Origin of the sequence: Corynebacterium glyciniphilum AJ 3170, assembly GCF_000626675.1 — a bacterium.
Taxonomy (GTDB): Bacteria; Actinomycetota; Actinomycetes; order Mycobacteriales; family Mycobacteriaceae; genus Corynebacterium; species Corynebacterium glyciniphilum.
Genome location: NZ_CP006842.1, coordinates 1,454,552 through 1,480,110, shown reverse-complemented (window position 1 = coordinate 1,480,110; position 25,559 = coordinate 1,454,552). Strand labels below are relative to the sequence as shown.

Annotated in this window: 21 protein-coding genes; 7 read left to right on the top strand and 14 right to left on the bottom strand. The window is 64.4% G+C overall.

Going from position 1 to position 25,559, the window contains the following annotated elements:
• Positions 1–12 precede the first annotated feature (12 nt).
• The gene (locus CGLY_RS06980) at positions 13–603 is read left to right on the top strand and encodes a PH domain-containing protein (protein ID WP_038547874.1); all 591 of its coding nucleotides are present in this window, start codon (positions 13–15) and stop codon (positions 601–603) included.
• A 108-nt stretch (positions 604–711) separates the two neighbouring features.
• Positions 712–2,559 carry a dihydroxy-acid dehydratase gene (gene ilvD / locus CGLY_RS06975; RefSeq protein WP_038547872.1) on the top strand — a complete coding sequence of 616 codons (1,848 nt, stop codon included), beginning with the start codon at positions 712–714 and terminating at the stop codon, positions 2,557–2,559.
• A gap of 104 nt (positions 2,560–2,663) precedes the next feature.
• Here the strand turns inward: ilvD and CGLY_RS06970 are convergent, their stop codons facing one another.
• A complete protein-coding gene (locus CGLY_RS06970; RefSeq protein WP_038547870.1) occupies positions 2,664–3,410 on the bottom strand; it encodes an SDR family oxidoreductase in 747 nt (248 codons plus the stop codon).
• A gap of 31 nt (positions 3,411–3,441) precedes the next feature.
• Here CGLY_RS06970 and CGLY_RS06965 point away from each other — a divergent pair, with 31 nt between their 5' ends.
• On the top strand, positions 3,442–5,814 hold the full coding sequence (locus CGLY_RS06965) for an ATP-binding cassette domain-containing protein (RefSeq protein WP_038547866.1): 2,373 nt from the start codon (positions 3,442–3,444) through the stop codon (positions 5,812–5,814).
• Here CGLY_RS06965 and tctA read toward each other — a convergent pair.
• From tctA to CGLY_RS06945, 4 genes are all read right to left on the bottom strand, one after another.
• Entirely contained in the window at positions 5,811–7,340 is a 1,530-nt protein-coding gene (gene tctA, locus CGLY_RS06960) for a tripartite tricarboxylate transporter permease TctA (protein WP_038547863.1), read from the bottom strand. The genes CGLY_RS06965 and tctA overlap by 4 nt on opposite strands.
• A gap of 1 nt (position 7,341) precedes the next feature.
• Positions 7,342–7,878 carry a tripartite tricarboxylate transporter TctB family protein gene (locus tag CGLY_RS06955; protein ID WP_038547860.1) on the bottom strand — a complete coding sequence of 179 codons (537 nt, stop codon included), beginning with the start codon at positions 7,876–7,878 and terminating at the stop codon, positions 7,342–7,344.
• Positions 7,875–8,906 carry a tripartite tricarboxylate transporter substrate binding protein gene (locus tag CGLY_RS06950; protein WP_038547857.1) on the bottom strand — a complete coding sequence of 344 codons (1,032 nt, stop codon included), beginning with the start codon at positions 8,904–8,906 and terminating at the stop codon, positions 7,875–7,877. The genes CGLY_RS06955 and CGLY_RS06950 overlap by 4 nt, the downstream gene beginning before the upstream one ends.
• A gap of 298 nt (positions 8,907–9,204) precedes the next feature.
• Positions 9,205–10,065 carry a TetR/AcrR family transcriptional regulator gene (locus CGLY_RS06945; protein WP_081803814.1) on the bottom strand — a complete coding sequence of 287 codons (861 nt, stop codon included), beginning with the start codon at positions 10,063–10,065 and terminating at the stop codon, positions 9,205–9,207.
• A gap of 71 nt (positions 10,066–10,136) precedes the next feature.
• On the opposite strand from CGLY_RS06945, the gene CGLY_RS06940 reads away from it, so the two are divergent.
• Both CGLY_RS06940 and CGLY_RS06935 read left to right on the top strand, forming a co-directional pair.
• Positions 10,137–11,099: an ATP-binding cassette domain-containing protein gene (locus CGLY_RS06940; protein WP_144313647.1), complete on the top strand. Its 963-nt coding sequence runs from the start codon at positions 10,137–10,139 to the stop codon at positions 11,097–11,099.
• Entirely contained in the window at positions 11,096–11,878 is a 783-nt protein-coding gene (locus CGLY_RS06935) for an ABC transporter permease (protein WP_038547852.1), read from the top strand. The genes CGLY_RS06940 and CGLY_RS06935 overlap by 4 nt, the downstream gene beginning before the upstream one ends.
• Here CGLY_RS06935 and CGLY_RS06930 read toward each other — a convergent pair.
• Positions 11,868–12,752 (bottom strand): ArgP/LysG family DNA-binding transcriptional regulator, encoded by an 885-nt coding sequence (locus CGLY_RS06930; RefSeq protein ID WP_038547838.1) that lies wholly within the window; start codon positions 12,750–12,752, stop codon positions 11,868–11,870. The genes CGLY_RS06935 and CGLY_RS06930 overlap by 11 nt on opposite strands.
• A gap of 70 nt (positions 12,753–12,822) precedes the next feature.
• Between CGLY_RS06930 and CGLY_RS06925 the strand changes: the two genes are divergently transcribed.
• Positions 12,823–13,596, top strand: coding sequence for a LysE/ArgO family amino acid transporter (locus tag CGLY_RS06925; protein ID WP_227590416.1), 774 nt, complete (start codon positions 12,823–12,825; stop codon positions 13,594–13,596).
• A 37-nt stretch (positions 13,597–13,633) separates the two neighbouring features.
• Here the strand turns inward: CGLY_RS06925 and CGLY_RS06920 are convergent, their stop codons facing one another.
• Complete coding sequence (locus CGLY_RS06920) at positions 13,634–14,944, bottom strand: DoxX family protein (protein ID WP_144313646.1); 1,311 nt, start codon at positions 14,942–14,944, stop codon at positions 13,634–13,636.
• Between the two features lie 190 nt (positions 14,945–15,134).
• On the opposite strand from CGLY_RS06920, the gene CGLY_RS06915 reads away from it, so the two are divergent.
• A complete protein-coding gene (locus CGLY_RS06915) occupies positions 15,135–16,205 on the top strand; it encodes a glutathione S-transferase family protein (RefSeq protein WP_038547835.1) in 1,071 nt (356 codons plus the stop codon).
• Here CGLY_RS06915 and pntB read toward each other — a convergent pair.
• The 7 genes from pntB to CGLY_RS06880 form a co-directional block, all read right to left on the bottom strand.
• The gene (gene pntB, locus CGLY_RS06910) at positions 16,202–17,683 is read right to left on the bottom strand and encodes a Re/Si-specific NAD(P)(+) transhydrogenase subunit beta (RefSeq protein WP_081803813.1); all 1,482 of its coding nucleotides are present in this window, start codon (positions 17,681–17,683) and stop codon (positions 16,202–16,204) included. The genes CGLY_RS06915 and pntB overlap by 4 nt on opposite strands.
• Position 17,684: 1 nt before the next feature.
• Positions 17,685–19,229: a Re/Si-specific NAD(P)(+) transhydrogenase subunit alpha gene (locus tag CGLY_RS06905; RefSeq protein WP_038547832.1), complete on the bottom strand. Its 1,545-nt coding sequence runs from the start codon at positions 19,227–19,229 to the stop codon at positions 17,685–17,687.
• Positions 19,230–19,581: 352 nt separating this feature from the next.
• On the bottom strand, positions 19,582–21,099 hold the full coding sequence (gatB, locus tag CGLY_RS06900; protein WP_038547829.1) for an Asp-tRNA(Asn)/Glu-tRNA(Gln) amidotransferase subunit GatB: 1,518 nt from the start codon (positions 21,097–21,099) through the stop codon (positions 19,582–19,584).
• Positions 21,100–21,110: 11 nt separating this feature from the next.
• Positions 21,111–22,136 (bottom strand): bile acid:sodium symporter family protein, encoded by a 1,026-nt coding sequence (locus CGLY_RS06895; protein WP_038551827.1) that lies wholly within the window; start codon positions 22,134–22,136, stop codon positions 21,111–21,113.
• Between the two features lie 213 nt (positions 22,137–22,349).
• Positions 22,350–23,378: an ATP-dependent 6-phosphofructokinase gene (locus CGLY_RS06890; protein WP_038547828.1), complete on the bottom strand. Its 1,029-nt coding sequence runs from the start codon at positions 23,376–23,378 to the stop codon at positions 22,350–22,352.
• 18 nt (positions 23,379–23,396) lie between these two features.
• Positions 23,397–24,785 (bottom strand): DHA2 family efflux MFS transporter permease subunit, encoded by a 1,389-nt coding sequence (locus tag CGLY_RS06885; RefSeq protein WP_052540747.1) that lies wholly within the window; start codon positions 24,783–24,785, stop codon positions 23,397–23,399.
• Between the two features lie 82 nt (positions 24,786–24,867).
• Positions 24,868–25,551 carry an NUDIX domain-containing protein gene (locus CGLY_RS06880; protein WP_038547821.1) on the bottom strand — a complete coding sequence of 228 codons (684 nt, stop codon included), beginning with the start codon at positions 25,549–25,551 and terminating at the stop codon, positions 24,868–24,870.
• Between the last annotated feature and the right edge of the window lie 8 nt (positions 25,552–25,559).

Sequence of the window (25,559 nt, the reverse complement as noted above, 5' to 3'; positions counted from 1 at the left end):
AAATGGACAACCATGAGTTCTGTGGAGTCATCCGAACTGCCGTACCAGGTCCGGACGGACCAGGCACACCTGATCGCCGGCGTCCTGATGTTGGCGATGTCCGTCGTCGGCATCGCCTACGCACCGAAGATCCTCTTCTGGCTCCCGCTGCTCCCGATTCTGTTCATCATCGGCGTCCTCCGCACCCGCACAGAATTCACTGAACGGGGGATCACCGCGCGCTACCTCCTTCGCCCGTCAAAGTCATTGGCGTGGGACGACTTCGAAGCGTTACGATTCACCCGTGGAGGCAAGGCGCTCGCCGTCAGCACGAACGAGACGACCTTCCCGCTCCCTGGTGTGAGCTTCAACTCGCTGGTGACCCTGGCGGAAGTGACCGGAGGCAGGATTCCCGACCCGGTGACCCCGAGTCTCTCCGCCATCGACGAGAAAGTCCGGGTCGTCGAACGCGACAGCGGTCTGGCCGTCCTCATGGACGAGGAAGAGTACGGCGAGTACGAGGCCGCACGACGGGCCAGCCACATGGCACGTGAGGAACTCGAACGACGCCGCGCCGCGAACGTCGACCCGGACGAAACCCCCTCCCCGTCCGAGAACAGCTGACGACTGTCCTCCGGACACCAGTTCCCCCACACCTGCACTATTCACCGACGTGACTGCCCACGGGCCGGGCAGCTGCACGAGGCCCGACGAGAGGACGCTTTTCCCACCATGAACGAGATCTCATACCGGTCATCAGTGACCACCCAGGGACGCAACGCCGCCGGCGCGCGGTCCCTGTGGCGAGCCACGGGCATGAAGGACAGTGACTTCGACAAACCGATCATCGCGATCGCGAACTCCTACACCCAGTTCGTGCCCGGGCACGTTCACCTCAAGAATGTCGGCGACATCGTCGCCGAAGCCGTCCAAGAGGCCGGCGGTGTCGCCCGCGAGTTCAACACCATCGCCGTCGACGACGGCATCGCGATGGGACACTCCGGCATGCTGTACTCCCTGCCCAGCCGAGAGATCATCTCCGACTCCGTGGAGTACATGGTCAACGCCCACCAGGCGGATGCCATCGTATGCATCTCCAACTGTGACAAGATCACCCCTGGCATGCTCAATGCCGCGATGCGTCTGAACATCCCGGTCGTCTTCGTCTCCGGTGGACCGATGGAAGCTGGTAAGGCCGTGATCGTCGACGGCGTGGCGCACGCCCCCACCGACTTGATCACCTCGATCTCCGCGTCCGCCAGCGAACAGGTCTCGCGCCAGGGGCTGATGACCGTGGAGCAGGCCGCCTGCCCCACCTGTGGTTCCTGCTCCGGCATGTTCACCGCCAACTCAATGAACTGTCTTACCGAGGCTCTCGGTCTCTCCCTGCCCGGCAACGGCTCGACGCTGGCCACCCACGCCGCCCGCCGCACCCTGTTCAGCGACGCCGGCCGCGTCATCGTCGACCTGTGTCACCGCTACTACGGCGACGGCGACACCTCCGTGCTGCCCCGCAACATCGCCACCAAGGAGGCGTTCCAGAACGCCATGGCCCTCGACATGGCCATGGGTGGTTCGACGAACACGGTGCTGCACATCCTCGCCGCCGCCCAGGAAGGCGGGATCGACTTCGACCTGCAGGACATCGACGACCTGTCCAAGTCCGTCCCCTGCCTGTCGAAAGTCGCACCGAACTCCGACTACCACATGGAGGACGTCCACCGCGCCGGTGGCATCCCCCGCATCCTCGGTGAACTGTGGCGCGGCGGCAAGCTCAACGAGGGCGTACACACCGTCCACTCCCCCAGCCTCGCCGAATGGCTCGAGGACTGGGATGTCAGCGCCGCCTCGCCCCGCCAAGAGGCCGTGGACCTCTACCACGCCGCTCCCGGGGGCGTGCGTACCACCGAACCCTTCTCCACCGACAACACGTGGGACGAGCTGGACCTCGACGCCGAGAACGGATGCATCCACGATGTCGACCACTCCTTCACCTCCGACGGCGGCCTGGTCATCCTGCGTGGAAACCTCTCGCCCGACGGTGCTGTGATCAAGTCCGCCGGTATCGACGAGTCCCTCTGGCATTTCTCCGGCCCCGCCCTGGTGGTGGAGTCCCAGGAAGAGGCTGTCGACGTGATCCTCAAGAAGAAGGTCACCCCGGGCGATGTCATCGTGGTCCGTTACGAGGGCCCGTCGGGCGGGCCTGGGATGCAGGAGATGCTGCACCCGACCGCTTTCTTGAAGGGCTCGGGATTGGGCAAAAAGTGTGCCCTGATCACCGACGGCCGCTTCTCCGGTGGTTCATCGGGCATCTCAGTCGGCCACGTTTCCCCTGAAGCCGCTGGTGGTGGGCTTATCGGACTGGTCGAAAACGGAGACACGGTGACAATCGACGTGCACAACCGTCAGCTGACTCTGGACGTGCCAGACGAGGAAATCGCCCGACGGCGCGACGCGATGGATGCGTCGGAGAACCCCTGGAAGCCTGCTACCCGCCAACGCAAGGTCACCAAGGCGCTGCGTGCCTACGCGAAGATGGCCACCAGCGCCGACAAGGGTGCCGTGCGCGAGGTCGACTGACCCGTCGCGTGTGCTCATCCGCGCATTCTGCTGGCACCGTAGGGCTGTGTCGGTTCTGACCCCGTCAAACCGACACGGCCCTGGTGTCTCAGATCGCCGCGGGTTCACAGCGTGCCCGGGTAGACTCCCCCGTCAATGAGCACATTCTGACCGGTGATGTAGCCCGCCTGAGATGAACAGAGGAAAGCACACGTCGCCCCGAATTCTGCGGGGTCACCGAACCGTCCGGCCGGGATTCCGTCGGGCGAGGGTGCGGAACCGCCTCCGGTCTGCGTCAACCGCGCCGTCGCGAACCGCCCGGGGAGCAGGTTGTTCACGGTCACATTCGCCGTGGCGAGTTGTGGCTGCCGGGCCACGCCGGCTACAAACCCGGTCAAGCCGCTCCGAGCGCCGTTGGAGAGTCCGAGTTGTGCGATCGGTGCTTTCACTGCCCCGGACGTGATATTCACGACCCTCCCGAACCCACGGTCCGCCATACCGTCCACTGTGGCCTTGATCAGTTCGACCGGGGTCAGCATGTTCTGCCTGAGCGCGGCGAACCAGTCATCCTCGTCCCAGTCACGGAAGTCGCCGGGCGGCGGCCCACCGGCATTGGTGACGAGGATGTCCACCTGCGGGGCTGCACCCAGCAACGACGAGCGGACCGCCGGGTCGCTGATATCGCCGACGATCTCGTGCACCGTCACCCCGTGCGAACGCAGGCGGTCAGCTGCCTCAGCCAGTGGCGCTGCCCGGCGCGCGTTCACGACGAGGTTCACCCCCTCAGCAGCCAGTGCATCTGCACATCCGAATCCCAGCCCCTGGCTGGAGGCTCCGATCACGGCCCATTTTCCATGTATCCCGAAGTCCATGTCCCCACGCTACCGCCTAGAATGAGCGGGCATGACCGACACGAATTCAGATATCCGCGTTCACGACGCCGACCTGCGCAATCTTCGGCACGTGGACGTCACCCTGCCCCGCGGTCAACTTGTCGCGGTCACGGGTGTCTCCGGTTCTGGGAAGTCGTCCCTGGCGTTCGGCACGATCCATGGTGAGGCGCAGCGGCGTTATCTGGAGTCGGTGGCGCCGTTCGCCCGACGTCTGATTGCCGGCGCGGTGGATCCACGGGTCGGCCGGATTGACGGACTTCCCCCGACAGTCGCCCTGGAACAGGCCCGGACGAGTGGTGGTGCGCGGTCGACGGTGGGCACCTTCTCCACCGTGTCGAACTCGGTGCGGCTGTTGTTCTCCCGGGCCGGCACGTATCCGACACAGGTGAGGGAGCGCGTGGGGCGGCTGGATTCTGACCGCTTCTCTCCGAACACGGCATCAGGCATGTGCCCGACGTGCCAGGGCACCGGAACGGTCCACGTGCCGACCGAGGAGTCGATGGTCCCGGACCCGTCCTTGTCGATTGATGACGGGGCGATCGCAGCCTGGCCCGGGGCATGGCTGGGGAAGAACTTCCACGACATTCTCGTCACTCTGGGGTACCGGACGGACGTACCGTGGTCTGAGTTGTCCCGTGAGGACAGGAACTGGATCCTTTTCACTCCGGACAAGCCGGTGGTGACCGTGCATCCGGTCCGCGGTGCCCACCAGATCCAGCGGACCTATGACGGGACGTGGCGGTCGGTGTCGACCTACCTCCAGGAGACGTTGGCGTCGTCATCGTCGGACGCGACCCGACGCCGGGTTCTCTCGTTCATGGATCATTCGGTGTGCCCGACGTGTGGTGGCCGTCGTCTGACCACGGACGCCTTGTCGGTGACGTATCTCGGTATGGCGATCGACGAGCTCAATTCGGTCCCGCTGGAGAACCTGGTGGAACTGTTCACCGGGGTCACGTCCCCGTCGGAGGCCGAGCGTCTCCTGCTGGAACAGGTGATTCCTACGGTCCGGGCAGCCGTGGAACTGGGGCTGGGGCATCTGAGCTTGGATCGACCTGCCTCGACTCTGTCCGGTGGTGAACTGCAGCGGTTGCGTCTGGCTTCGCAGCTTCATTCCGGATTGTTCGGCGTGGTGTACGTCCTGGATGAACCTTCTGCAGGACTGCATCCGACAGAGCGGGTCGCCGTCAGTGAGCTGATGGTGCGCTTCCTGGAGGCCGGTAACAGCGTGATCCTCGTCGAGCACGACATGTCGCTGGTGGCCGGTGCTGACTGGGTCGTCGACATTGGTCCCGGTGCCGGGGAGAACGGTGGCGAGGTCCTGTGGTCCGGCCCGGTTGCCGGCCTGTCCGGACAGGACACGCCCACCGGCCGGGCGCTTGCCGCACCCGTTCCACCGTTGAAAGGGTCGGGCAGTTTCGCGGTCCGGCAGGCGTCGTCGTCATTGCCGGTGCGGACGACTGAACGCACCCTGGATGTTGACACCGGGCTGGGGCTCGGCCAGTTCACTGCGGTGACCGGGATCTCAGGCTCAGGCAAGTCGACACTGGTGTCGAGCGCGTTGCCCGAGGTGCTCGCCGATGCAGGGATCCGCACGGTCCATATCACGCAGCAACCCATCGGTCGGACCACCCGGTCCTCCCTGGCGACCTACACGGGATTATTCGACCACGTCAGGAAGCTTTTCGCCGCCACGGATGACGCCCAGGAACGGGGATGGACGGTGTCGCGGTTCTCCTACAACGTCACCCAGGGGCGATGCCCCACCTGCAGCGGCGAGGGGACCATCGAGGTCGAGCTCGTCTTCCTCCCCGGCAGTTACACCATCTGTCCGGACTGTCACGGCGCCCGGTACAATGCCGAGACACTGGAGGTGACCTGGCGCGGGCTCACCATCGCCGACGTCCTCGGTCTGACGGTCACCGAGGCACTGGACGTCTTCGCCGATGAGCCTGCCGTCTACACTGCCCTTCAGGCACTGGAGGCGGTGGGGCTGTCCTATCTTCGTCTAGGCCAGGGCGCCCCTGAGCTCTCCGGCGGGGAGGCTCAGCGCATCAAACTGGCCACAGAACTTCAACGCAGCCGGCGGGTACGCCGCAGTACGCCCACGGTCCATCTGCTCGACGAGCCCACGACGGGGCTTCATCCCGCGGATGTTGACCTGCTGGTCAAGGAACTCAACCGGCTGGTCGACGCCGGTGATTCCGTGGTGGTGGTCGAACACGACTTGCGCGTCGTGGCGCAGGCAGACCGCGTCCTGGATCTGGGCCCCGGTGCCGGTGTCGACGGAGGCCGGATCATCGCCGCCGGGACACCCGCGACGATCGCGGCGGGCGGAACGGCGACGGGGGCTGCCTTGGCGTCGGTAGCCGTGGGCGTCTAGGCATCCGCTTTCCCGGCCTTCAGACGTCGCCGGAGGGTTCGGTTGATCACCACGCTGCGGATCGCCACCAGCAGGACGACCGCCAACACACCGTAGATGGTCCAGGTGATGGGGCTGGAGACCAGGACGGTGAAGTCGCCTGACGAGGACAGCAGGGCGTCGCGGATCGACGTCTCGGCCAGCGGTCCGAGGACCATGCCGATAATCAGTGGTGCCAGCGGGTAGCCGTAGCGGCGCATCAGGAAGCCGACCACCGAGATACCCAACAGAAGCAGGAGGTCGAACACCCGGCCCGAGGTGGCGTAGACACCGAGACCGCAGAACAGGGCGATCCCCGCATAAAGATAGGGCTGTGGGATAAGCAGGAGTTTGGCCCAGAGCTGGGCGAAAGGCAGGTTGATGATCAACAGCACCACCATGGCGATGAAGAAGCTCGCCAGCAGTGCCCAGACCAGGTCCGGGTTGCGGTCGAAGAGCAGCGGGCCAGGCTGCAGACCGTATTGGCGGAAGGCCGCAAGCAGGATGGCCGCCGTGGCGGAGACCGGCAGGCCAAGGGCCAGCAGAGCACCCATCGCCATACCTGTCGTCGAGTTCCCGGCGGCCTCCGGCGCGGCGAGTCCACGGATAGCGCCTTTACCGAACTTCGGCGACTTCCGACGGGTGTCCAGGCGCCGCTCCACGGAATAGGCGAGGAACGTCGGAACCTCGGAGCCACCCACCGGGATCATGCCGAAGGGCATGCCGATCGCCGTGCCCCGCAACCAGGCCGGCAACGCCTCGCGGAACTCGGCGAGCTTCAGCCACGGCCGCCCTGCGGACCGTGTCTTGAGGTCCTGATTCTCACGTCGTGCGCGGGAAGCGATGAAGAAGACCTCTCCGAGGGCGAGGATTGCCACTGTGACAGTGACGATCGAGATCCCGTCGAACAGCTGCGGCACCCCGAGGGTGAACCGTTCCGTACCGGTCACCGAATCGATGCCGACCGTCGAGATACCCAGGCCGATGATGAGGGCGGACAGACCCTTGGGAACCGAGTCGGAGACCACGGAGGAGGTCGCGACGAAAGCGAACAATGCCAGCGCGAAGTACTCTGCCGGTCCGAAGTACGTCGACAGCTCAGCGAGCAGCGGGGCGAAGAAGACGACCACGACCGAAGCGACGAAACCACCGATGAAGGCACCGATGGCCGCCGTCGCCAACGCCTGAGGTGCCCGACCGGACAGGGCCATCTTGTGCCCCTCGAACGTCGAGGCGATGGCAGAGGCCTGCCCCGGGGTGTTCATCAGGATCGCCATGGTGGAGTCGCCGAAGAGTCCGCCGAAGTACACGCCGGCGAAGAAGATGAAGGCCGCCGTCGGGTCGAGGGCGAAGGTCATGGGCAGGAGCAGCGCCACCGCCATCGAGGAGCCGAGACCCGGCATAACGCCCACGGCAGTGCCGAGGAGACAGCCGAGGAGCACCCACATGAGATTGACCGGGGTGAGGGCACCTGCGAAGCCCTCCATCAGGAGGCTGAGCGAATCCATGTCAGAACCCCCCGCCGATGATGCCGGAAGGAAGACTGAGGCCGAGTGCCACGTCGAAAGCGAGGTAGGCCACAGAGCCCATGAACACCGACACCAGAATATCGAACACGGGACGGCGCGAACCGAATCCCCGGGCCACACACCAGAACAGCAGTCCGGAGGCGAGGATCCAGCCGAGCCACGGCAGCAAAACCGCGAAGGCGAGGAACCCCAGGACCGTCCACCCGAGGGCCCCGAAGTCCGAATGGAACCGCGTCGTCTGTTCGTCCGCACCCTCCACGTGCTCCGGGCGGCGAATAATGCCCACGGCAATCACCGTGGCGAGAATGAGGCCGATGACTCCGATCAAAGTCGGGAAGAATCCCGGTCCGGGAAAATCCGCGTCGGGGCCGTCCATGGCGATCGAACCGATGACGAGGAAAAGGCTGAACCCGGCGATTACGACGGGCATGATCAGCCCGGACCGGCCGGCCCAGACCGTGCCCGCACCGACCGGCGAGGTGGTCCGAGGTTCCGCGATGTCGCTTGTTGTGGTCATTGTCCCATCTCCTCGAACAGGGTGGTGATCCTGTCCGTCTCGTCCTGGATGTACTGATCGAGCTCCTCGCCGTGCATTGGCGCCTCGCGCCAGTAGTTGCGTTCTACGGTGGCACGCCACTCCGGGGTCTCCACAGCTTCGGCAATGAGGTCCTGAAGTTCCTCGATGTCCTCGCGTGTGGCGGAGGGAGGGGCGAAAAGTGCCCTCCAGTTGGTGATAGTCACGTCGATGCCCTGTTCGGCCAGCGTGGGGATCGCTTCGATCTCCGGGCTTCCGGAGAGGCGGTCCTCAGCCACGACGCCCAGGACCCGCAACCGTCCGGACTCGACTTGGGGGTAGATATCCGCGAAGCCGCCAGCCGTCACGTCGGCCGTCCCGTTGAGCAGCGCCTGAATGGCCTCGCCGCCGCCGTCCGACGGGATGTACGTGGTCTCCGACGCGGGGACACCAAGTTCCAGGGCGATATCCGTCATGACGAGTTGGTCGAAGGAGCCGCCCCCGGTCCATGCCAGCGAACGCGGGTTCTGCGTCCACGCGTCGCTGACGTCATCCATCGACTCGAGAGGGGAATCGGCGGGGACTGCGATGATGTCGTATTCCTCGAGGACCTTGGCCACCGGGGTGACGTCCTGGATCCTGGACGGGGTGCCGAACTGGACCTGCGCCGTGATGTGGCCGGATCCGCCGACCATGAGGTTGTTGGCCTCCGGCTGCTGGGCGAGAACACCCACGCCGATCGTGCCGCCCGCGCCAGGAACGTTGACAACCTGGACATTGTTGACGATCCCGTTGGTTCTCAGGGTCTGCTGCAGCTCGCGCTGGAACGTGTCCCAGCCGCCGCCGGCAGCCGCTGGTGCGATAAGTGAGAGATTGCTCCGTACATCCGTGCCGCCCGAGGCCGACCGGATCGAGAAGAAGGATGCGGTCCCGATGACTACGACGGCGACGACGGCGAAGACTGCGGTGCCGACGGTGCGGAACCGGGACCTCGCGTGGTCGGGGGGATCTGTGGCCTTGGGTTGGCTCATTGGAGCTCCTTGACGGGCCCCGGAGGGAAGTAACCGGGACGCGTGGCTCGAGTGACTGTGACACCGGACGCTGCCGGAGACCAGCGCGGTACACACCGTCTCGGGGACGGTAGACCGACGGGGTCACGGAAGGCCGAGCCTTGAACGCGTTCAATCATTGCAGGAAAGTGTTCACCGAAAAAAACCGCATGGTCGGCGGCACGCACGGCATGACCTCACGCAGGTTTCCCCTCACACAGCTGTGCCGCCTGCCCACCCCGACGAGTGGATCGCACCCCGGGACCAGCCCCTCCAGAAGTTAACCACCATCGGTGCCACCGACGTCGGCGACGTCGGCGACGTCAGTGAGTCGCGTCCGGACCCCGTCGAGGATCACCTCGAGCCCATACTCGTAGACCGCGACCGGATCGGTGATGGCCTGGTACTTTTCCCCCACTGCGGTGCCCACACGCCCAGACACGGGAAACTCGTCGTCCTGCATGACCTGGGCGAGGACAGGTTCGTTGACCTTCCACCATTCCGCGTCGCTATGCCCGGACGTTCGGGCGAGTTCGCGCGCATTGACACTGGCCGAGGCGCTGGCGATGGCATGGGACTCGACCAGTGCGATGGTGTGGTCCATGGAGACGTCATCAAGTCCGCACCCGTCCAGGGCCGAGAGCTGCCATTCATAACGCCGGGAGATGTTCGGCCCGATCAGGGGCCGGTGCCGTTGGGCGGCGAGCAACCACGGGTGCTGGTGAATCTCCTCCCAGGCGATCCGTGAGATCTCCCGCAGCCGATCACCGACGGCCTCCGGGTCCGCTGCTGCCCCGCCGAAAGGCACGAGATCGACGCGTCCCATCACCTGGTCGATCATCAGCCCGAGAAGCTCGTCGCGGCCCGGGATATAGGTGTACAGACTCGCGGCGGAGGTGTGGAGTTTCTCGGCGATCTTGCGCATGGAGAGCCCCTCGATTCCGGCCGCGTCGGCATCTTCGATGGCAGTGTCCACGACCTGGTCGACGGACCACTTCTTCCGGGGTCCGCGCGCTCCGGCCTCTTCACCTACCTGGTGCCGCCACACCAGTCGCAGCATTCGGTCGGGCTCCCGGACCTCGTCTCCAGCGGACGTTGCCGGCGAGGATTGCGGGGTCGCGTGGCTGGCGTCGGATGTCATGTTGACAGCCTACTCCGAACGGCGTACGTTGAACCTCCCTCGGCAATTCCGTACACTGTTAGGAGTTTATGATGAGTTCCGATCCTCCTCCCGCCATCTACACCGATTCCCTGGTCAAGACCTACGGGGCACGCCGCGCACTCGACAACTTCAGCCTCACCGTTCCCACCGGCAGCATCCATGGACTGCTCGGACCGAACGGAGCCGGCAAGACCACCGCCGTCGAGGTGCTCACCACACTGACCTCCCTCGACCAGGGGACTGCCAGCATCGCCGGGACCGATGTGAGCGAGGGCAACGCCGTACGCGCCCGTATCGGGTTGGTCGGCCAGTACGCGGCAGTGGATGAGGTTCTCGGTGGACACCAGAACCTCATGCTGTTTGCTCGGCTCCTGGGGCTCCGCCGGCCCGCTGCCCGCCGCCGTGCCGACGAACTCCTGGAGCAGTTCTCCCTGACGGACGCGGCCCGTCGGCCGGTGTCGGGTTACTCCGGAGGAATGCGCCGACGTCTCGACATCGCGGTCTCCCTCATCCGCCATCCCGACGTCCTCTTCCTCGACGAACCCACCACCGGACTTGACCCACGGGGCCGCATCGACGTCTGGGATGCCGTTCTCCGGGCCGCCGACGCCGGCACCACCGTCCTGCTGACCACCCAGTACCTGGAGGAGGCCGACCGACTCGCCGACCGCATCTCGATCATGAGGGCAGGTCGGATCATCGCAGACGGCACGCCCGACGAGCTCAAGAGGAACCGTGGCGGTGACCGTGTCGACCTCTCGTTCAGCCGTCTGGTGTCCAGCGTCGATGTGGCGAGTGCGCTGGCACCGGCAGAGCTGTCACTTACACCGGGCCCCGAGGGACTCCTCGTCAGCCTGCCCGCACCACACGGCACCGCAGACATGGTCGACATCATCCGCCGGCTCGACGCCGCAAACCTGACGCCGGCCGACATCGCGCTGCGCCGTCCCACCCTCGACGAAGTCTTCCTCTCCGTCACAGAATCATCACCGTCTACCGAGGAGAACCGATGAACAGCATCACCAGCGGGCTGACGCTCACAACCAGGGAGCTCCTCCACTGGCGCCGCCAACCCCTCACACCGGTGTTCACCATCATGTTCACCGTCATGCTCCTGCTGATGTTCTCCCTGCTCTTCGGTGGGTCGATCAGTCTGCCCGGCGGCGGAGACTACATCCACTTCCTCCTGCCCGGCATGATGGCGCTGTCGATGATGTTCGGTGTCGAGGCGACAACCACCGCGATGGCCAATGACGCGAAGAAAGGCATCACCGACCGCTTCCGGTCCCTTCCGATAGGCGACGCCTCGGTGGCCTTCGGCCGCGTCGGAGCCGACATGATCACCTCGTCAGTGGAGCTCATCGTCCTGGTCGCCGGCGGACTCCTGTTGGGCTGGCAAGTCACCGGAAGCGCCCCCGAGGCCATCCTCGCCGTCGCGCTGCTGCTCTGGTTCCGGTTCGCCGTGCTGTGGATCGGAATCTACCTGGGACTCACTCTCGGCAGGAACGACGGCGCCGCGACCATGGTCCAGGTGCTGGTCTGGCCCGTAGGATTCCTGTCCACCGCCTTCGTCTCTCCGGAATACATGCCTACATGGTTGGAACCCCTCGCCACCTGGAACCCGGTGTCCGCCACGGCCACCGCCGCCCGCGAACTCTTCGGCAACCCCACCGGGTTCACCGGGGGCGCACTCGCAGACCACGCGGTACTGGCCGCTGCTCTGTGGCCACTGGCCCTGGTGGCGATCTTTCTTCCATTGTCCGCCCGGGCCTACCGGAGACTCAGGAACTGAGCCCCAGGGCCGCCGCCGCATGCACCGCGTCGGTGAGCACACCGAGGGTGTCCGATTCCAGGCGCCAGTGCTGCCAGTACAACGGGACCTCGATGACGTCCTCTGCGAGACGTACCATCGTTCCCGCCTCCACGTACGGCCGTGCTGACGCCACCGGCACCAGCGTCCACCCCAGGCCCGCGACCACCGCGTCGTTGAGCCCCTCGAAACTCGGAATCCGGGAGACCCTGCGGCCCGGCCGCGGTGTCACACCGCGTGGCTCCAGCACCCCGTCGGTCATCCGGTCGTGCGGCCCGATGACCAGGAGGGGCAGCGAAGCCCACGCGTCCTCACCGTGGACGTTCCTGGCCGCCTGGAGCTCATCGGCCAGATCCGGGGCCCCGACCGGCCAGTAGTGCAGACTCCCGAGTTCCTCGACCACACATCCCGCGACCGGCTCCGCTTCTGCGGTGACCACCCCCATGCAGTCTCCCCGACGGAGCATCGCCAGGGAGTGTTGTTCGTCCTCCAGATTCAGTTCCAGGGAAATACCTCCCACATCCGCAACGTGCGTGAGCACGGGACGGAACCAGGTGCCCAGCGAATCCGCGTTGACTCCTACACTGACCGGCCGCTCACCTAGCCGTCCACGTAATCTGTCGTCTGTCTCCGACTCCAGCAACCGCATCCGTCGAGCAGTCTGGATCAGCACCTCGCCGGCATCCGTGACGCCCACTGGCGATGTCCGTCGTACGACGACGCGGCCGACATCCGCCTCGAGAGCCTTGATGCGCTGACTCACCGCGGACGGGCTGACACCGAGGCGAGCCGCTGCGGCCTCGAAACTCCCCTCATCGACGACAAGCAGCAAGGTATCCATGTGACGTGGCATCATGAAGCATATCTTAATCATATCAACTTAAGCTTGCTTGTCTTCACAATCTGGGCTTCCTAGGCTCGTCCTCGTGCTGAACGAAAACTTCCTCCCGGTCCTCCACATCGGCCTTGCCGGCCTGGTGTTCCAGCTGTCCGTCATCGCGGCAGTCGGTCCGCAGAACGTGGTTCTTCTGAAGCAGGGGGTCAAGCGTTGGGGTGTGGGACTGGTCGTCTCTGTCTTCATCCTCGGTGACTTGATCCTGCTGCCGCTGGGCACCGCAGGAGTCAGCGTCGTCACCGATAAACTTCCGGTTCTCCTGGAGATCCTGCGGTGGGGAGGCGTCGCCTACCTGCTCTGGTTCGCTGTCACCTGTCTGCGGGACGTCCGCCACCCCACCGGAATCGACAGCACCCCTCGGGATTACACCCCCGAATCCGGCTCACCAGCCCCTGCCGTGTCCACCGACCTACCTGCGCCCACCGCCGACTATCCGCACGGAGGCGTCGGCCAGGTGGCGACTATCACCCGTACAATCCCCCGCCGCACGGACGCTCCCCTCCGCCCCCGCCGGCGACAGGCCTTCGCGGCCCTGCCCACCGCACTGGCGGTGACCTTTCTCAACCCCGCAGCTTACGTCGACGGCATTGTCGTGTTCGGAACAATGGCCAACCAATACGACGACACCGGAAAATGGATGTTCACCACCGGTGCGGTTCTCGGATCAACCCTGTTCTTCCTCGTAGTGGGATACGGAGCCCGCCTACTGAGTCGCCCGCTGTCCCGCCCACGGGTATGGCGGTGGATCAACCTGGGGATCGGCCTGCTGATGATCGGCATGGCCGCCCGTCTCGCCCTGGGGTGATCTGACAGGCGGCAGCGCAGGCGCCCCCCTCCCCTGATCAGAACGGGTTTCCACCCCCGACGGCCAGCCATGCCCCTGCTGCACCCGCCAGACCGATGACGGCAAACACCCAGGCTGAGGCCAACGGCCGGGTGGCCCAGCCCCGGGAGGCGTCCGCGGCGTACCGCCCCGGCCCGGTGAAGGTCAGGACAAGACCAGCGAGGCCGAGAAGGGCCCAGAACTGCACCTGGGGGCTGAGGGTGTACGGCCAGTACCCCGAGTCCCAGATCGACAGGTTGTGCAACGCGAGGAACCCGGCGACCACCACCGTCAGAGCACTTCCCACCGGGGTGAGGAGACCGAAGACCAGAAGTCCTCCAGCCACGATCTGCGCGACCGGAATACCGACGGCCAGAATGTCGGCGAAGTTGTAGGCCGCCAACGTCTGCTCGAAAGCGCTGATGCCCGGGTCACCACCGAAGGCGAAGAGTGTCTGCAACCCGCGTACCACGAGCAGCGCCCCGACCACGACACGCAGGATGAACAAGCCGAAATCGAGGGTCCCTCTCCTCGGGTCGGCCTCCACGTTCCCGCCCCGGGTAGCCGAGCCTGCCGTCGCGTCTGCCGACTCAGGATCGTCAGGAGAGACGACAGTACGGTCGTCAGTCGTCGGCCGGGCGCTCACCTGGGTCGTTGCAGCAGCCCCAGCTCCTGTTGCACCTGCAGCGAATACCGAGGTCTCCGGGGCGTACTGTCCTGCTCCCGGATCCCCGTCGAACGTCGACGAGCCGTCAGTGTAGGCCGGCTCCGTCACGCCGGACGCTCCTACCGAACTTCCGAACGCGCGGGTCTGATGCTGTTCCTCGTCATCGGGGACGCCATAGGCTGGATCGGCCGCCGCGGCGCCGAAGACCTCGGTACGGTCACCGTCCGACGGCTCCGGAGTGCCCGCCGGCTCCGCAGAACGCGGTTCGATACGCTGCGGCCGGGCCCTGCCCGACATCGCGTAGATGTCCCGCTTCGGCTTCGCTTCCCCGGCATCGGACGGATTCGCACTGTCCATGCGCTCCGTCGCGTCCGTGACTGCCGTTGACTCCGTAGGCTCCGGGACCTCCGGGGTCTCCGGGGTCTCCGGGGTCTCCGGGGCAGCCTGCTCCCGGACGCCGTCCGGCACTGGGCCGTCCGGGGTCCTATTGTTCGCCCCTGGCACAGACAGAGGGCGTGTCGCCTCCGGGACATCGATCCCGTCCACTGAGTCGATGGCGTCGAACAGATCGTCGTCGCTGTGGTCTACGCCTCCGGTGGGCGTGGCCGAGTCCTCGCTGCGTGGCCTTCCCGACTTGTCCGGATTACGGTCAAACAATCCCATGGTCTTCCACCTTCTGCGCCGCTGGCGTGGTGGCCTCTGGCGCCAGATCTCGTGCTGGTCTGTGTGCTCGTTTCCGCATGGATACGTGTGTCAAGCCTAGGCTAGAACCCGGGCGCGACAGCGGAGGATGACACGGTATGTCGCACCCACAGGACAGAAGGAACGACACAGTAGACACCAGGAGGACACCATGGGCTACGTCGCCAGTGGGGACGAAGGCTTCAACAGAGATATGAACTACATCGACGACCGCGTCGTCGCCGACCCGGCCGGATTCCGTCCGGCCTCCACCTCTTCAGGGCAGGGGCAGCCGTGGCCCGTCGAAGCCGGTCGCTACCGGCTGGTCGCCGCCCGGGCCTGCCCGTGGGCCCATCGTGCGGTCATCGTCCGTCGCCTTCTGGGGCTCGACGGGGCAGACGCTCCGGACGATCCTGCACCGCTGACTCTGGGACTCGCCGGCCCCACCCACGACTGGAAATCCTGGACATTCGACCTCGACCCGGACTCCGTCGATCCTGTGCTCGGGGTCGGACGACTACGTGACTGTTACCTCCACCGTTACTCCGACTACCCCAAAGGAATCACGGTTCCCGCACTGGTGGATGTCGAGACGAAAGCCGTGGTCACCAACGACTTCCGGACGCTCGTCCAGGATTTCGTCACCGAGTGGACGCCCCTGCACAGAGACGGCGCGCCCGATCTCTACCCCACCGACCTCACGCCGGAAATCGACGAAATCGCCGACCGAGTATTCCGCACCGTGAACAACGGTGTCTACAAGTGCGGGTTCGCCGGATCGCAGGCCGCCTACGAAAAGGCGTTCTCCGAGCTGTTCGCGACACTCGACATGCTCGAGGACCGACTGGCAGAGAATCGGTACCTGGTCGGACAGCACATCACGCTGGCCGACATCTACCTCTTCGTTACCCTGGTCCGCTTCGACATGGTCTACCACGGTCACTTCAAATGCAACCGGTACACGATCTCCAGCAAACCGAACCTCTGGGGATATCTCCGTGACCTTTTCCAGACCCCCGGATTCGGCGACACCACGAACTTCGGCCAGATCAAGAACCACTACTACATCGTCCACACAGACGTGAACCCCACCGGGGTCGTGGCAGTGGGGCCAGACCCGGCGGGGTTCACGACGCCGCATAGCAGAGAGCGGCTCGGCGGCTCCCCCTTCGGCGAGGGCAGTGCGCCTGCCACACCCCGGGCCGAAGACGTCCGGCCGGGTGACGGCGTCGAGGAAAACTAGAGAGCCGCGGTAATCGCCTCGACCGACTGCTTGGCGTCGCCAAGCAGCATATCGGTGTTCTCATTGAAGAACAGCGGGTTCTGCACCCCTGCGTAACCCGAGCCCATCGAGCGCTTGAAGACGATGACCTTCTCGGCATCCCACACCTTGAGCACCGGCATGCCGGCAATCGGAGAACCCGGCTCCTCGGCGATCGGATTGACGGTGTCATTGGCGCCGATGACCAGCACCACGTCCACATCGCCGAAGTCGTCGTTGACCTCGTCGAGCTCCAGGACGATGTCATAGGGCACCTTGGCTTCGGCCAGCAGGACGTTCATGTGACCGGGCAGTCGACCGGCAACCGGGTGAATACCGAAGGTGACGTCCACCCCCTGCTCGCGCAGCTTCGCCACCAGGGAGGCAACAGGGTACTGCGCCTGCGCCACCGCCATGCCGTAGCCCGGGGTGATCATCACAGACTTCGCACCCTTGAGCAGCTCCGCTGTGTCCTCGGCAGAGACCTCAGTGTGCTCACCGTAATCACGGTCATCACCGGCGGAGGAATCTGCTCCGAACCCACCGAGAATCACGGAGATGAACGAGCGGTTCATCGCCTTGCACATCACATACGACAGGTAGGCACCGGAGGAACCGACCAACGATCCGGTGATGATCAGCAGCGGATTTGCCAGCATGAAGCCAGCGGCCGCGGCGGCCCATCCCGAGTAGGAGTTCAGCATCGAGACGACCACGGGCATGTCACCACCGCCGATAGCGGCCACCAGGTGAATACCCAGCGCCAGGGCGAGCACCAGCATGATGCCCAGAATCGTCCAGGACAGTGCCGGGTTGTCGATGCCGGCGGCGATAAACACGCCCATACCGACCAGGGACACCACAATGACCAGCACGTTGAGCAGATTGCGTCCAGGCAGCATCAGCGGGGAACCGCCGATCTTCCCCGACAGTTTCAGGTACGCGACGATAGAACCGGTCAGAGTCACTGCGCCGATGAAGATGCCGAGGTAGATCTCGCCCAGGTTGAATCCGGCGACAGGCTCGGTGGACTCCGACTTCTGGATGAACGAGTTGACACCGATGAGCACGGCGGCCAGGCCCACGAAGCTGTGGAGCATGGCGATGAGTTCGGGCATACCGGTCATCTCGACCTTGCGGGCACGGGGGATGCCGATGGCCGCACCGATGATCATCGCCACGGCGATGAGCAGCAGGGTAACGACCGGACTGTTGTAGTTCTCAGTATCGTCGGCGGAAGCAACGACGGCCTTGACGATGGTGGCGATCAGGGCGATCGCCATACCCGCCATACCAAACCGGTTACCGCGTGATGCGGTCTGCTGCTTGGCCAGACCGGCCAGCGCCAGGATGAACAGCAGGGCAGCGACAATGTACGCCAGATTGGTGACCTTGTCTGTCCACTCCAGGACAGACGCGCTCGGACCGTTGGCAAGAATCAGCTGGTTGGTCAGGTTCATGTCAGTTGCCTCCCTCGAACATGGTGAGCATGCGCCTGGTGACGAAGAAGCCACCGAAAATGTTGATCGAGGCGACGACGATGGCGATGAATGCCAGCACTGCCACGGCGATATTGGACGAGCCGACCTGCAGAATCGCGCCAACCAGGATGATTCCGGAGATAGCGTTGGTCTCACTCATCAACGGTGTGTGCAGTTTGTGGGTCACCGCGGTGATCACGTAGAACCCGACCACCACAGCCAGCATCAGAACCATGTACTCGTCGGCGACAGCCAACGGGCTGGCCAACACCAGGGCGATCCCCAGCAGGCCCGCAAGCAGCTTCCACGGCAGGGTGGACTTTGCCGGTGCCTCCTCCCCGGACGACCCGGACGGCTCGGCCGATTCTGCCTTCGGAGTCGGCGCGGGAGCCGCCGAAACCTTCACCGGAGGTGGCGGCCACAGGATATCGGCGGCAGAGCCTGCCTCATCAGCCTTCGTGACGGTGATCCCTCGCACGATCTCATCCTCGAGATCCAACACCGCTTCGCCGTCCTTGCCGGGAGTGACCAGCTTGAACAGGTTCACGACATTCTGGCCGTAAAGCTGTGAGGACTGTGCGGGCAGACGCCCGGCGAGATCGGTGTAGCCGATGATCTTCACACCGTTGTCGGTGGTGGTCACCTCACCGGCAACGGTGAGTTCACAGTTTCCGCCGTTGGCGGCAGCCATGTCGACGATGACGGAACCGGGCTTCATCTTCGCCACGTCCGCCGCAGTCAGCAGCACCGGTGACGTACGACCCGGAATATTCGCCGTGGTGATCACGATGTCCGCGGCAGCCGACTGCTCAGCATAGAGCTTCGCGGCGGCAGCTGCCTGGTCCTGTGTCATCTCCTTGGCGTACCCGTCGTCAGACTTCTCCGAAGCTGTGGGGATAGCCACGAACTCTGCGCCCATGGACTCCACCTGCTCGGCAGTCTCCGGCCGTAGGTCCGTGGCTTTAACCACCGCACCCATCGAATTCGCCGTACCGATGGCTGCCAGACCGGCGACACCGGTTCCGATGACGTAGACAGTTGCCGGCGGGACCTTCCCCGCGGCAGTCACCTGCCCGGTGAAAAGACGACCGAAGGTGTTCGCGGCCTCGATGACAGCACGGTATCCAGCGATGTTGGCCTGGGAGCTGAGCACGTCCATGGACTGCGCACGGCTGATCCGGGGAACGGTGTCCATCGCAACGGCAGTGACGTTCTTTGCTGCCAGCTCGGCGATAAGCTCATCATTGCGGGCCGGTGCGAGCCGGGATATCAGCATCGCTCCGGACTTCAGAGCGGCGCGGTGGTCGGCGGACGGAGTGTCGAGAGTGGTGACGATGTCGGAGGACCATACGTCCTCGCCGACGATCGTGGCACCCGCAGCCTCAAACTGGCTGTCGGGGAAGTTCGCCTGGTCACCTGCGCCGGCCTGGACGGCTACGTCGTAGCCGAGCTTGATCAGTTTGCCGACGGTGTCAGGCGTCGCCGAGACCAAGGTTTGCGGTTCCCGGGGGATACCTATGAGCAACGGAGGGCTCCTCTGGTGCGTGGTCGATCGCTCCGGAATCACGCAGGCACCTCCTGAGTGGTGGCTGGAGGTTCCGCACGTGTCCAGACGTCAACCCAGTCATTGGGTACACGTATGTTAACGTCCGGTTTATTATGCACATGTAGCTGACTGTCCAACAGAAGTTCCGAGATATTGTCCGGATCTTCCACCCACACGGCCTCAGCTACCCCCGAATCCGCGTCCCTGCTCCCCCCGTCGCCGATATTCGGGCCCAGTTTTCCTTTTCTCGCCCCAAAGGAACATTTCTACAGCTACTCTCCCACCCTTGTGCCCTGGCCGGTCAGCCCCTGTTGTCCGACCAGGGAGATGATCAGGCCAGCTTCGTCGCGATGAGCTTGTTCACCTGGGCAGGATCCGCCTTGCCTCTGGTCGCCTTCATGACCTCGCCGACGATGGCTCCGCTGACCTTCTTGTTTCCCGCGCGGTACTTCTCGACAATGTCCGGATTAGCCGCAATGGCGTCATCCACCGCCTTCTCGATCGCACCATCGTCACGGACGACCTCGAGACCGCGCGCCGCCACGACGTCATCCACGTCGCCTTCACCGGCGAGTACACCATCGACCGCCTTGCGGGCCAGCTTGTTGGTCAACTTACCCTCCTTGACCAGTGCACTGACCCGGGCAACCTGATCGGGGGTGATCTGCAGTCCCTCAAGCTCAACGCCCGCTTCCTTGGCCTTCTGAGCGAGGTAGGCGACCCACCAGCTGCGAGCCTCTGCCGGCGATGCCCCGGACTCGACTGTGGCGATGATTAGGTCGAGCGCACCGGCATTCACCAGGTCACGCATCTCCTCGTCCTTGAGACCCCACTCTTCCTGGATGCGGGCGCGACGGATCCACGGCATCTCGGGCAGGGTCTCACGGATTGATTCAACCCATTCCGACGGCGCCAGAACCGGAGGAAGGTCAGGGTCGTTGAAGTAGCGGTAGTCGGCCATCGTCTCCTTGACCCTGCCCCGGGAGGTAGTACCGTCTGCCTCCTGGTAATGGCGGGTCTCCTGGATGATCTCGACATCGTTGACGATACACGCCGCCTGGCGCTGCATCTCGAAACGCACAGCCTGTTCAACTGACTTCAGCGAGTTAATGTTCTTGGTCTCGGTGCGGGTGCCGAACTCCGATGCACCCACCGCGCGCAGAGACAGATTCGAGTCCACACGCATCGATCCCTGATCCATACGGGCATCAGAAACCTCAAGGGCTTTGACGAGGTCACGCAAGGCAGTGACGTAGGCGCGAGCGATTTCCGGGGCACGCTCCCCCGCGCCCTCGATCGGCTTGGTCACGATCTCGATCAGTGGAATCCCTGCCCGGTTGCAATCCACCAGAGAAGCCGTCGCGCCGTGAATCCGGCCTGTTGCTCCTCCGAGGTGGGTGAGCTTGCCGGTGTCCTCCTCCATGTGGGCCCGTTCGATCTCGATACGCCACGGTGTGCCATCGTCGAGAACGATATCCAGGTATCCGTCGTGGGCGATCGGCTCATCATACTGGGAGATCTGGTAGTTCTTCGGCTGATCCGGGTAGAAGTAGTTCTTCCTGGCAAAGCGGGAGTACGGGGCGATCTCGCAGTTCAGCGCGAGACCTATTTTGATGGCCCACTCCACTCCCTGCTTGTTGACGACGGGCAAAGCTCCAGGAAGCCCGAGGCTGCAGGGATCGACATTGGTGTTCGGCGCGTCCCCGAACTCCGCCGAGGAGGCAGAGAACATCTTCGTCCGCGTCGCCAGTTCAACGTGGACCTCCATACCCATCACAGGGTCGAAGCGCTCGAGCACCTCGTCGAAGTCCATCACATCATCGGAGTAATCGTTCACCACGGCAGTCATGGTGAGTCAGTCTAGTGGATGGTTCCTGAACCGTCGCTGGGGCGGTCGGATCTTCGCGCTGCCCGACCGTCGGCGGCACGGCACAGTGCGGCGAAGATCGCGCCCGACAGGTTGTGCCACACAGAGAAGATCGCACCCGGCAGAGCGGACATAGGCTCCATGTGTTGGGCGGCAAGGCCCGCCGCCAACCCTGAGTTCTGCATCCCGACCTCAATCGCCATGGTGCGCCGCACCCGGACCGGCTGTCCGGTGACAAGCCCGGCACCGTACCCCAACGTCAGACCGAGGGTGTTGTGAAGCACGACGGCAACCAGAACGAGCAGGCCCGCTTCCAAGAGATTGTCGCGGTTGCCCGAGACGACGATCGCCACAACAGCGGCAATGGCGAATACGGAGATCCAGGGCAGCGCCGGCAGGATCCGCTCAATCACCGACGGAAGGAAGAATCGGAACACCAGTCCTGCAACAACGGGGACAAGCACGACCTGGACGATCGACAACGCCATGGAAGCACCGTCGAGGGGCATGTACTCCCCCGCCAACCACAGAGTAAGCAACGGGGTCAAGAGTGGTGCAAGCAGCGTGGAGACCGAGGTCATCGCCACGGACAGGGCAAGGTCACCACGGGCCAAGTACGACACGACATTCGAGGCGGTACCGCCCGGCGCGCATCCGACGAGGATCACTCCTGCGGCGATGGCGGAGGGGAGACCGAGCACCCACACCACCAACAGCGCAGTGAGGGGCATGATCACGAACTGCGCCACAACCCCGATGAGCACAGGTAGCGGGCGTTTGATGACGAGGACGAAATCACGGGGCTGCAGGGTCAGCCCCATGCCGAACATGATCAGACCGAGCAACCAGTTGGTCCAGCCGGACGTCGCGGTGGCCAACTCCTGGCCCCCGAAGAAGCCGATGATGCCGCCGATAATGACCAACAGTGGAAAACCGAGGGAGGCGATATAGGCACTACGGTCCTGAGAAGCCTGGACGGACCGTGTGGATGGTTCAGTGGAGACAGAAGGGGATGGCATGACGCTTTCCAGGGAGACATGGCGCTGTGATGTCGAGGTCAGATCATGGTCAAGAATCACAGTGAAATCCGGCGGTGAGCGACACACTACAACTCCGCCGGCGATACGGATTGCTCCGGGGAGACATAAGCAGGTGATCGTGCACCGTGATCAACGGACACCCCTGGTGAGGAGTTCTCCACCGGAAGGCGGCACCTCGAGTCCCGTTAGTGGTCAGCCGATCAGCGCGCCGACCGAGTCGATACGCTGCTGCGGCACCACCTTCAGATGCCCCACGGCATCGTCGAAAGACACCAACTCAATGCGCTCACCATGCAAGGCAACAACCTGACCGGTCTCCCCACGCAACGCCGCCTTGGTGGCATGCACCGCATACCGGGTCGCCAACACCCGGTCGAACGCTGTGGGAGTACCACCACGCTGAATGTGCCCGAGAACCGTGGAGCGCACGTCGGTGTCGAGACGGTTCTCGATCTCGTGGGCGATCTTGGCCCCGATATCGTCGAACTTCTGATGGCCGAACTGGTCGATCGCCCGGTCGCCGATATCGAACGTCCCCTCTTTCGGCACCGCCCCTTCAGCGACGACGATAATCCCGTACTTCTCACCCAACTCGAAGCGCCGGGACATCCGCTTGCACACCTCGTCGATGTCGAACGGCACCTCGGGGATCAGAATGTCGTGGGCGCCACCGGCCATGCCCGCGTGCAACGCGATCCACCCCACATGCCGCCCCATGACCTGCACGATCATCACCCGGTTGTGTGATTCAGCAGTCGTATGCAGCCGGTCGATGGCATCCGTGGCCACCGCCACGGCAGTGTCGAAACCGAAGGTGTAGTCAGTAGCGTTAACGTCGTTGTCAATGGTCTTGGGCACACCGATGACAGGAACGCCGTTGTCATGGAGCCATTGCGCTCCCTTCAGTGTGCCTTCGCCGCCGATGGCGATGAGCACGTCGATACCGGCGTCCGCCAGGTTCGCCTTGACCAGGTCAATCGAATCCTTGAACGTGGCGGTCTTGAGTCGCCCGGTCCCCAGGATCGTGCCGCCGCGGATGAGGATCCGGTCAATGTCTTCGTCGTCGTAGAGCTGGACCCGTCGGTCCTCCACCAGCCCCTGCCAACCGTCCTCGTAGCCGACGACGGTTGCTCCTCGGCCTGCCGCTGTACGGACAACACCCCGGATGACGGCATTGAGTCCGGGGCAGTCCCCTCCACTGGTCAAGGTTGCGATACGCATGGTGACGATCCTAGTCAGCTACTTCCGCGCCTGCGACTGGTGCAGGTTGTTGGTCGACAACAGCGACGAGGTCACGCCCACGAGCATCATCGCGGCGGGGATGAGCACCGACAGACCGAACGCGGTACCGGGGTCATCGACGGTCAGACGCCACTGCATCATCGCACCAACCGCTGCTACGCCGATGACCGAGCCCAGTTGCCGTGTCTGGTTGTAGACGCCGGATCCTGCTCCCATCTGGTTCATCTCGAGATCACGCATGGTGGATGCCGAGTTCGGCGCCCACACCAGCGAGTTCCCGATTCCCAGGCCGATCAAGGGAATGATTGTCCAGTAATGGTGTACTCCGGAGACCATCACCGCAGTCATCCCGACGGTGGACAGTGCCATCACCGCGAAACCCGACGCTCCCAGCCCGCGCGAGCTGTATCTGTCGGTCAAACGTCCCACGATCGGTGACAGCACCAGCGACGTGGCGGCCTGGGGCACGAGCATTATTCCGGCCTGCAACGGGCTCAGACCGTGGACCTGCTGGTAGTAGAGCGTGAATGGCAGAGGCACGCTCGCCACGGCGAATCCCATACTGACAATGCCGATATTACCCAGCGAGAAGTTGCGGACGCGGAACAGGCTCAACGGCATCAACGGATCGCGTCCGCGGTGCTCAGCGACAACCTGTTGACGGACGAACAACGCGAACAGCATGAAGGACACGCCGATCATCATCCAGATCCACCATGCCCAGTCCATGCTCTCGCCCTCCTGCAATCCGAAGACAAGCAGAAACACGGCCACCACAGACAAGACGATGGACAGCGGGTCTATACGCCGTGCGGCCGGCGGGAAGCGAGGTACCCACACCATGACCGCGATGATCGACAGCACCCCGATAGGCACGTTGATGAAGAAGACCCACTCCCAGCCGACGGTGCCGGTGATCAGACCACCGAGCAGCGGCCCGCACAGTGTGGACAGCCCGGCAGTGGCGCCCCATACCCCCAGCGCCGAGCCACGTTTGTCGCGAGGGAAGATCCGGTTGATCACCGCCATGGTCTGCGGAGTCAGTAAGGCTGCACCCAAACCTTGTACTGCACGGGCGGCGATCAGTTCCTCGACGCCTCCGGCCAGGCCGCACCACAGCGACGAGCAGGTGAAAACCGCCATACCCACCACGTAGACATTCCGGGGACCGAACCTGTCCCCGAGGCGTCCGGTCACCAGGAGCGGTACCGCAAACGTCAGGAGATACGCGGACGTGACCCAGATGACCTGGTTGTAGTCTGCGTGGAGCTGGCGTTGAAACTCCGGCGTCGCCACGGCCACAATGGTCTGATCCAACAGGATCATGAAGAAGCCGGTGCAGAGGGCGAAGAGGGCAGGCCATGCCTCTTTTGCCGGCAACGGCATCGTGGGATAGTGCGGAGCCGGTGTCGCCGGAGCGTTCGTTTCGGTCACGTCGGACCAGTCTGCCACGAAGGCGACCGGAATGTCAGTCCTGCTCCGCCCCCTCCATCCGTTCACGGAGGCCTGGCAGCGCGTCTCGGAACGGCGGGATCAGGGGCAGCTCCGCGACCTCGTCCAGTGGACACCACGCCAGGTCCGCGCTCTCCGCTGACGGGAACAGCTCCAACGGGGCGTCGCACACCCCCAGCACGGTCGTGTAAGTCCATTCCTCGACGCTGTCGTCGGGGGTCTCCCAGCACAGTTGCCCGCTCAGGGTGATCGTCAAGGGGTACCCCGTCTCCGGGTGAGTGATCTTGTGCGACCGCACGGCGTCCAGGAGCGAAGCACCGCGTTCGGCCGCTGCCGTCACCGGCGCCGCCAACACCATGTCTTCGGGAGCCAGTGGAACTCTGACCAGCACGTGGGAGAGTTCAGCGCGGGCCGTGACGAGGTGGTCGGAAACCCGTACATTCGCAGGGTCCACCCCGGTCTCCTCCTGGGTCTCCCGCAGAGCAGCCTCGACCGCAGACTCCCCTGGCTCCACCGCTCCGCCGGGAATTCCCCAGGTACCTCCGAAATTTGTCCAGTTGGCCCGATGCTGGACCAGCAGGAGGGTCGTGTCATTTTCCCGTGTGGTGAGGAAGAGGCCCGCCGCTCCGAGCGTGCCCCACCGTCGGGTGCCGTCGACGCCGACCGCCCACCCGTCACCGTGCAGTGCCTGTTGGGTCATGCCGACAA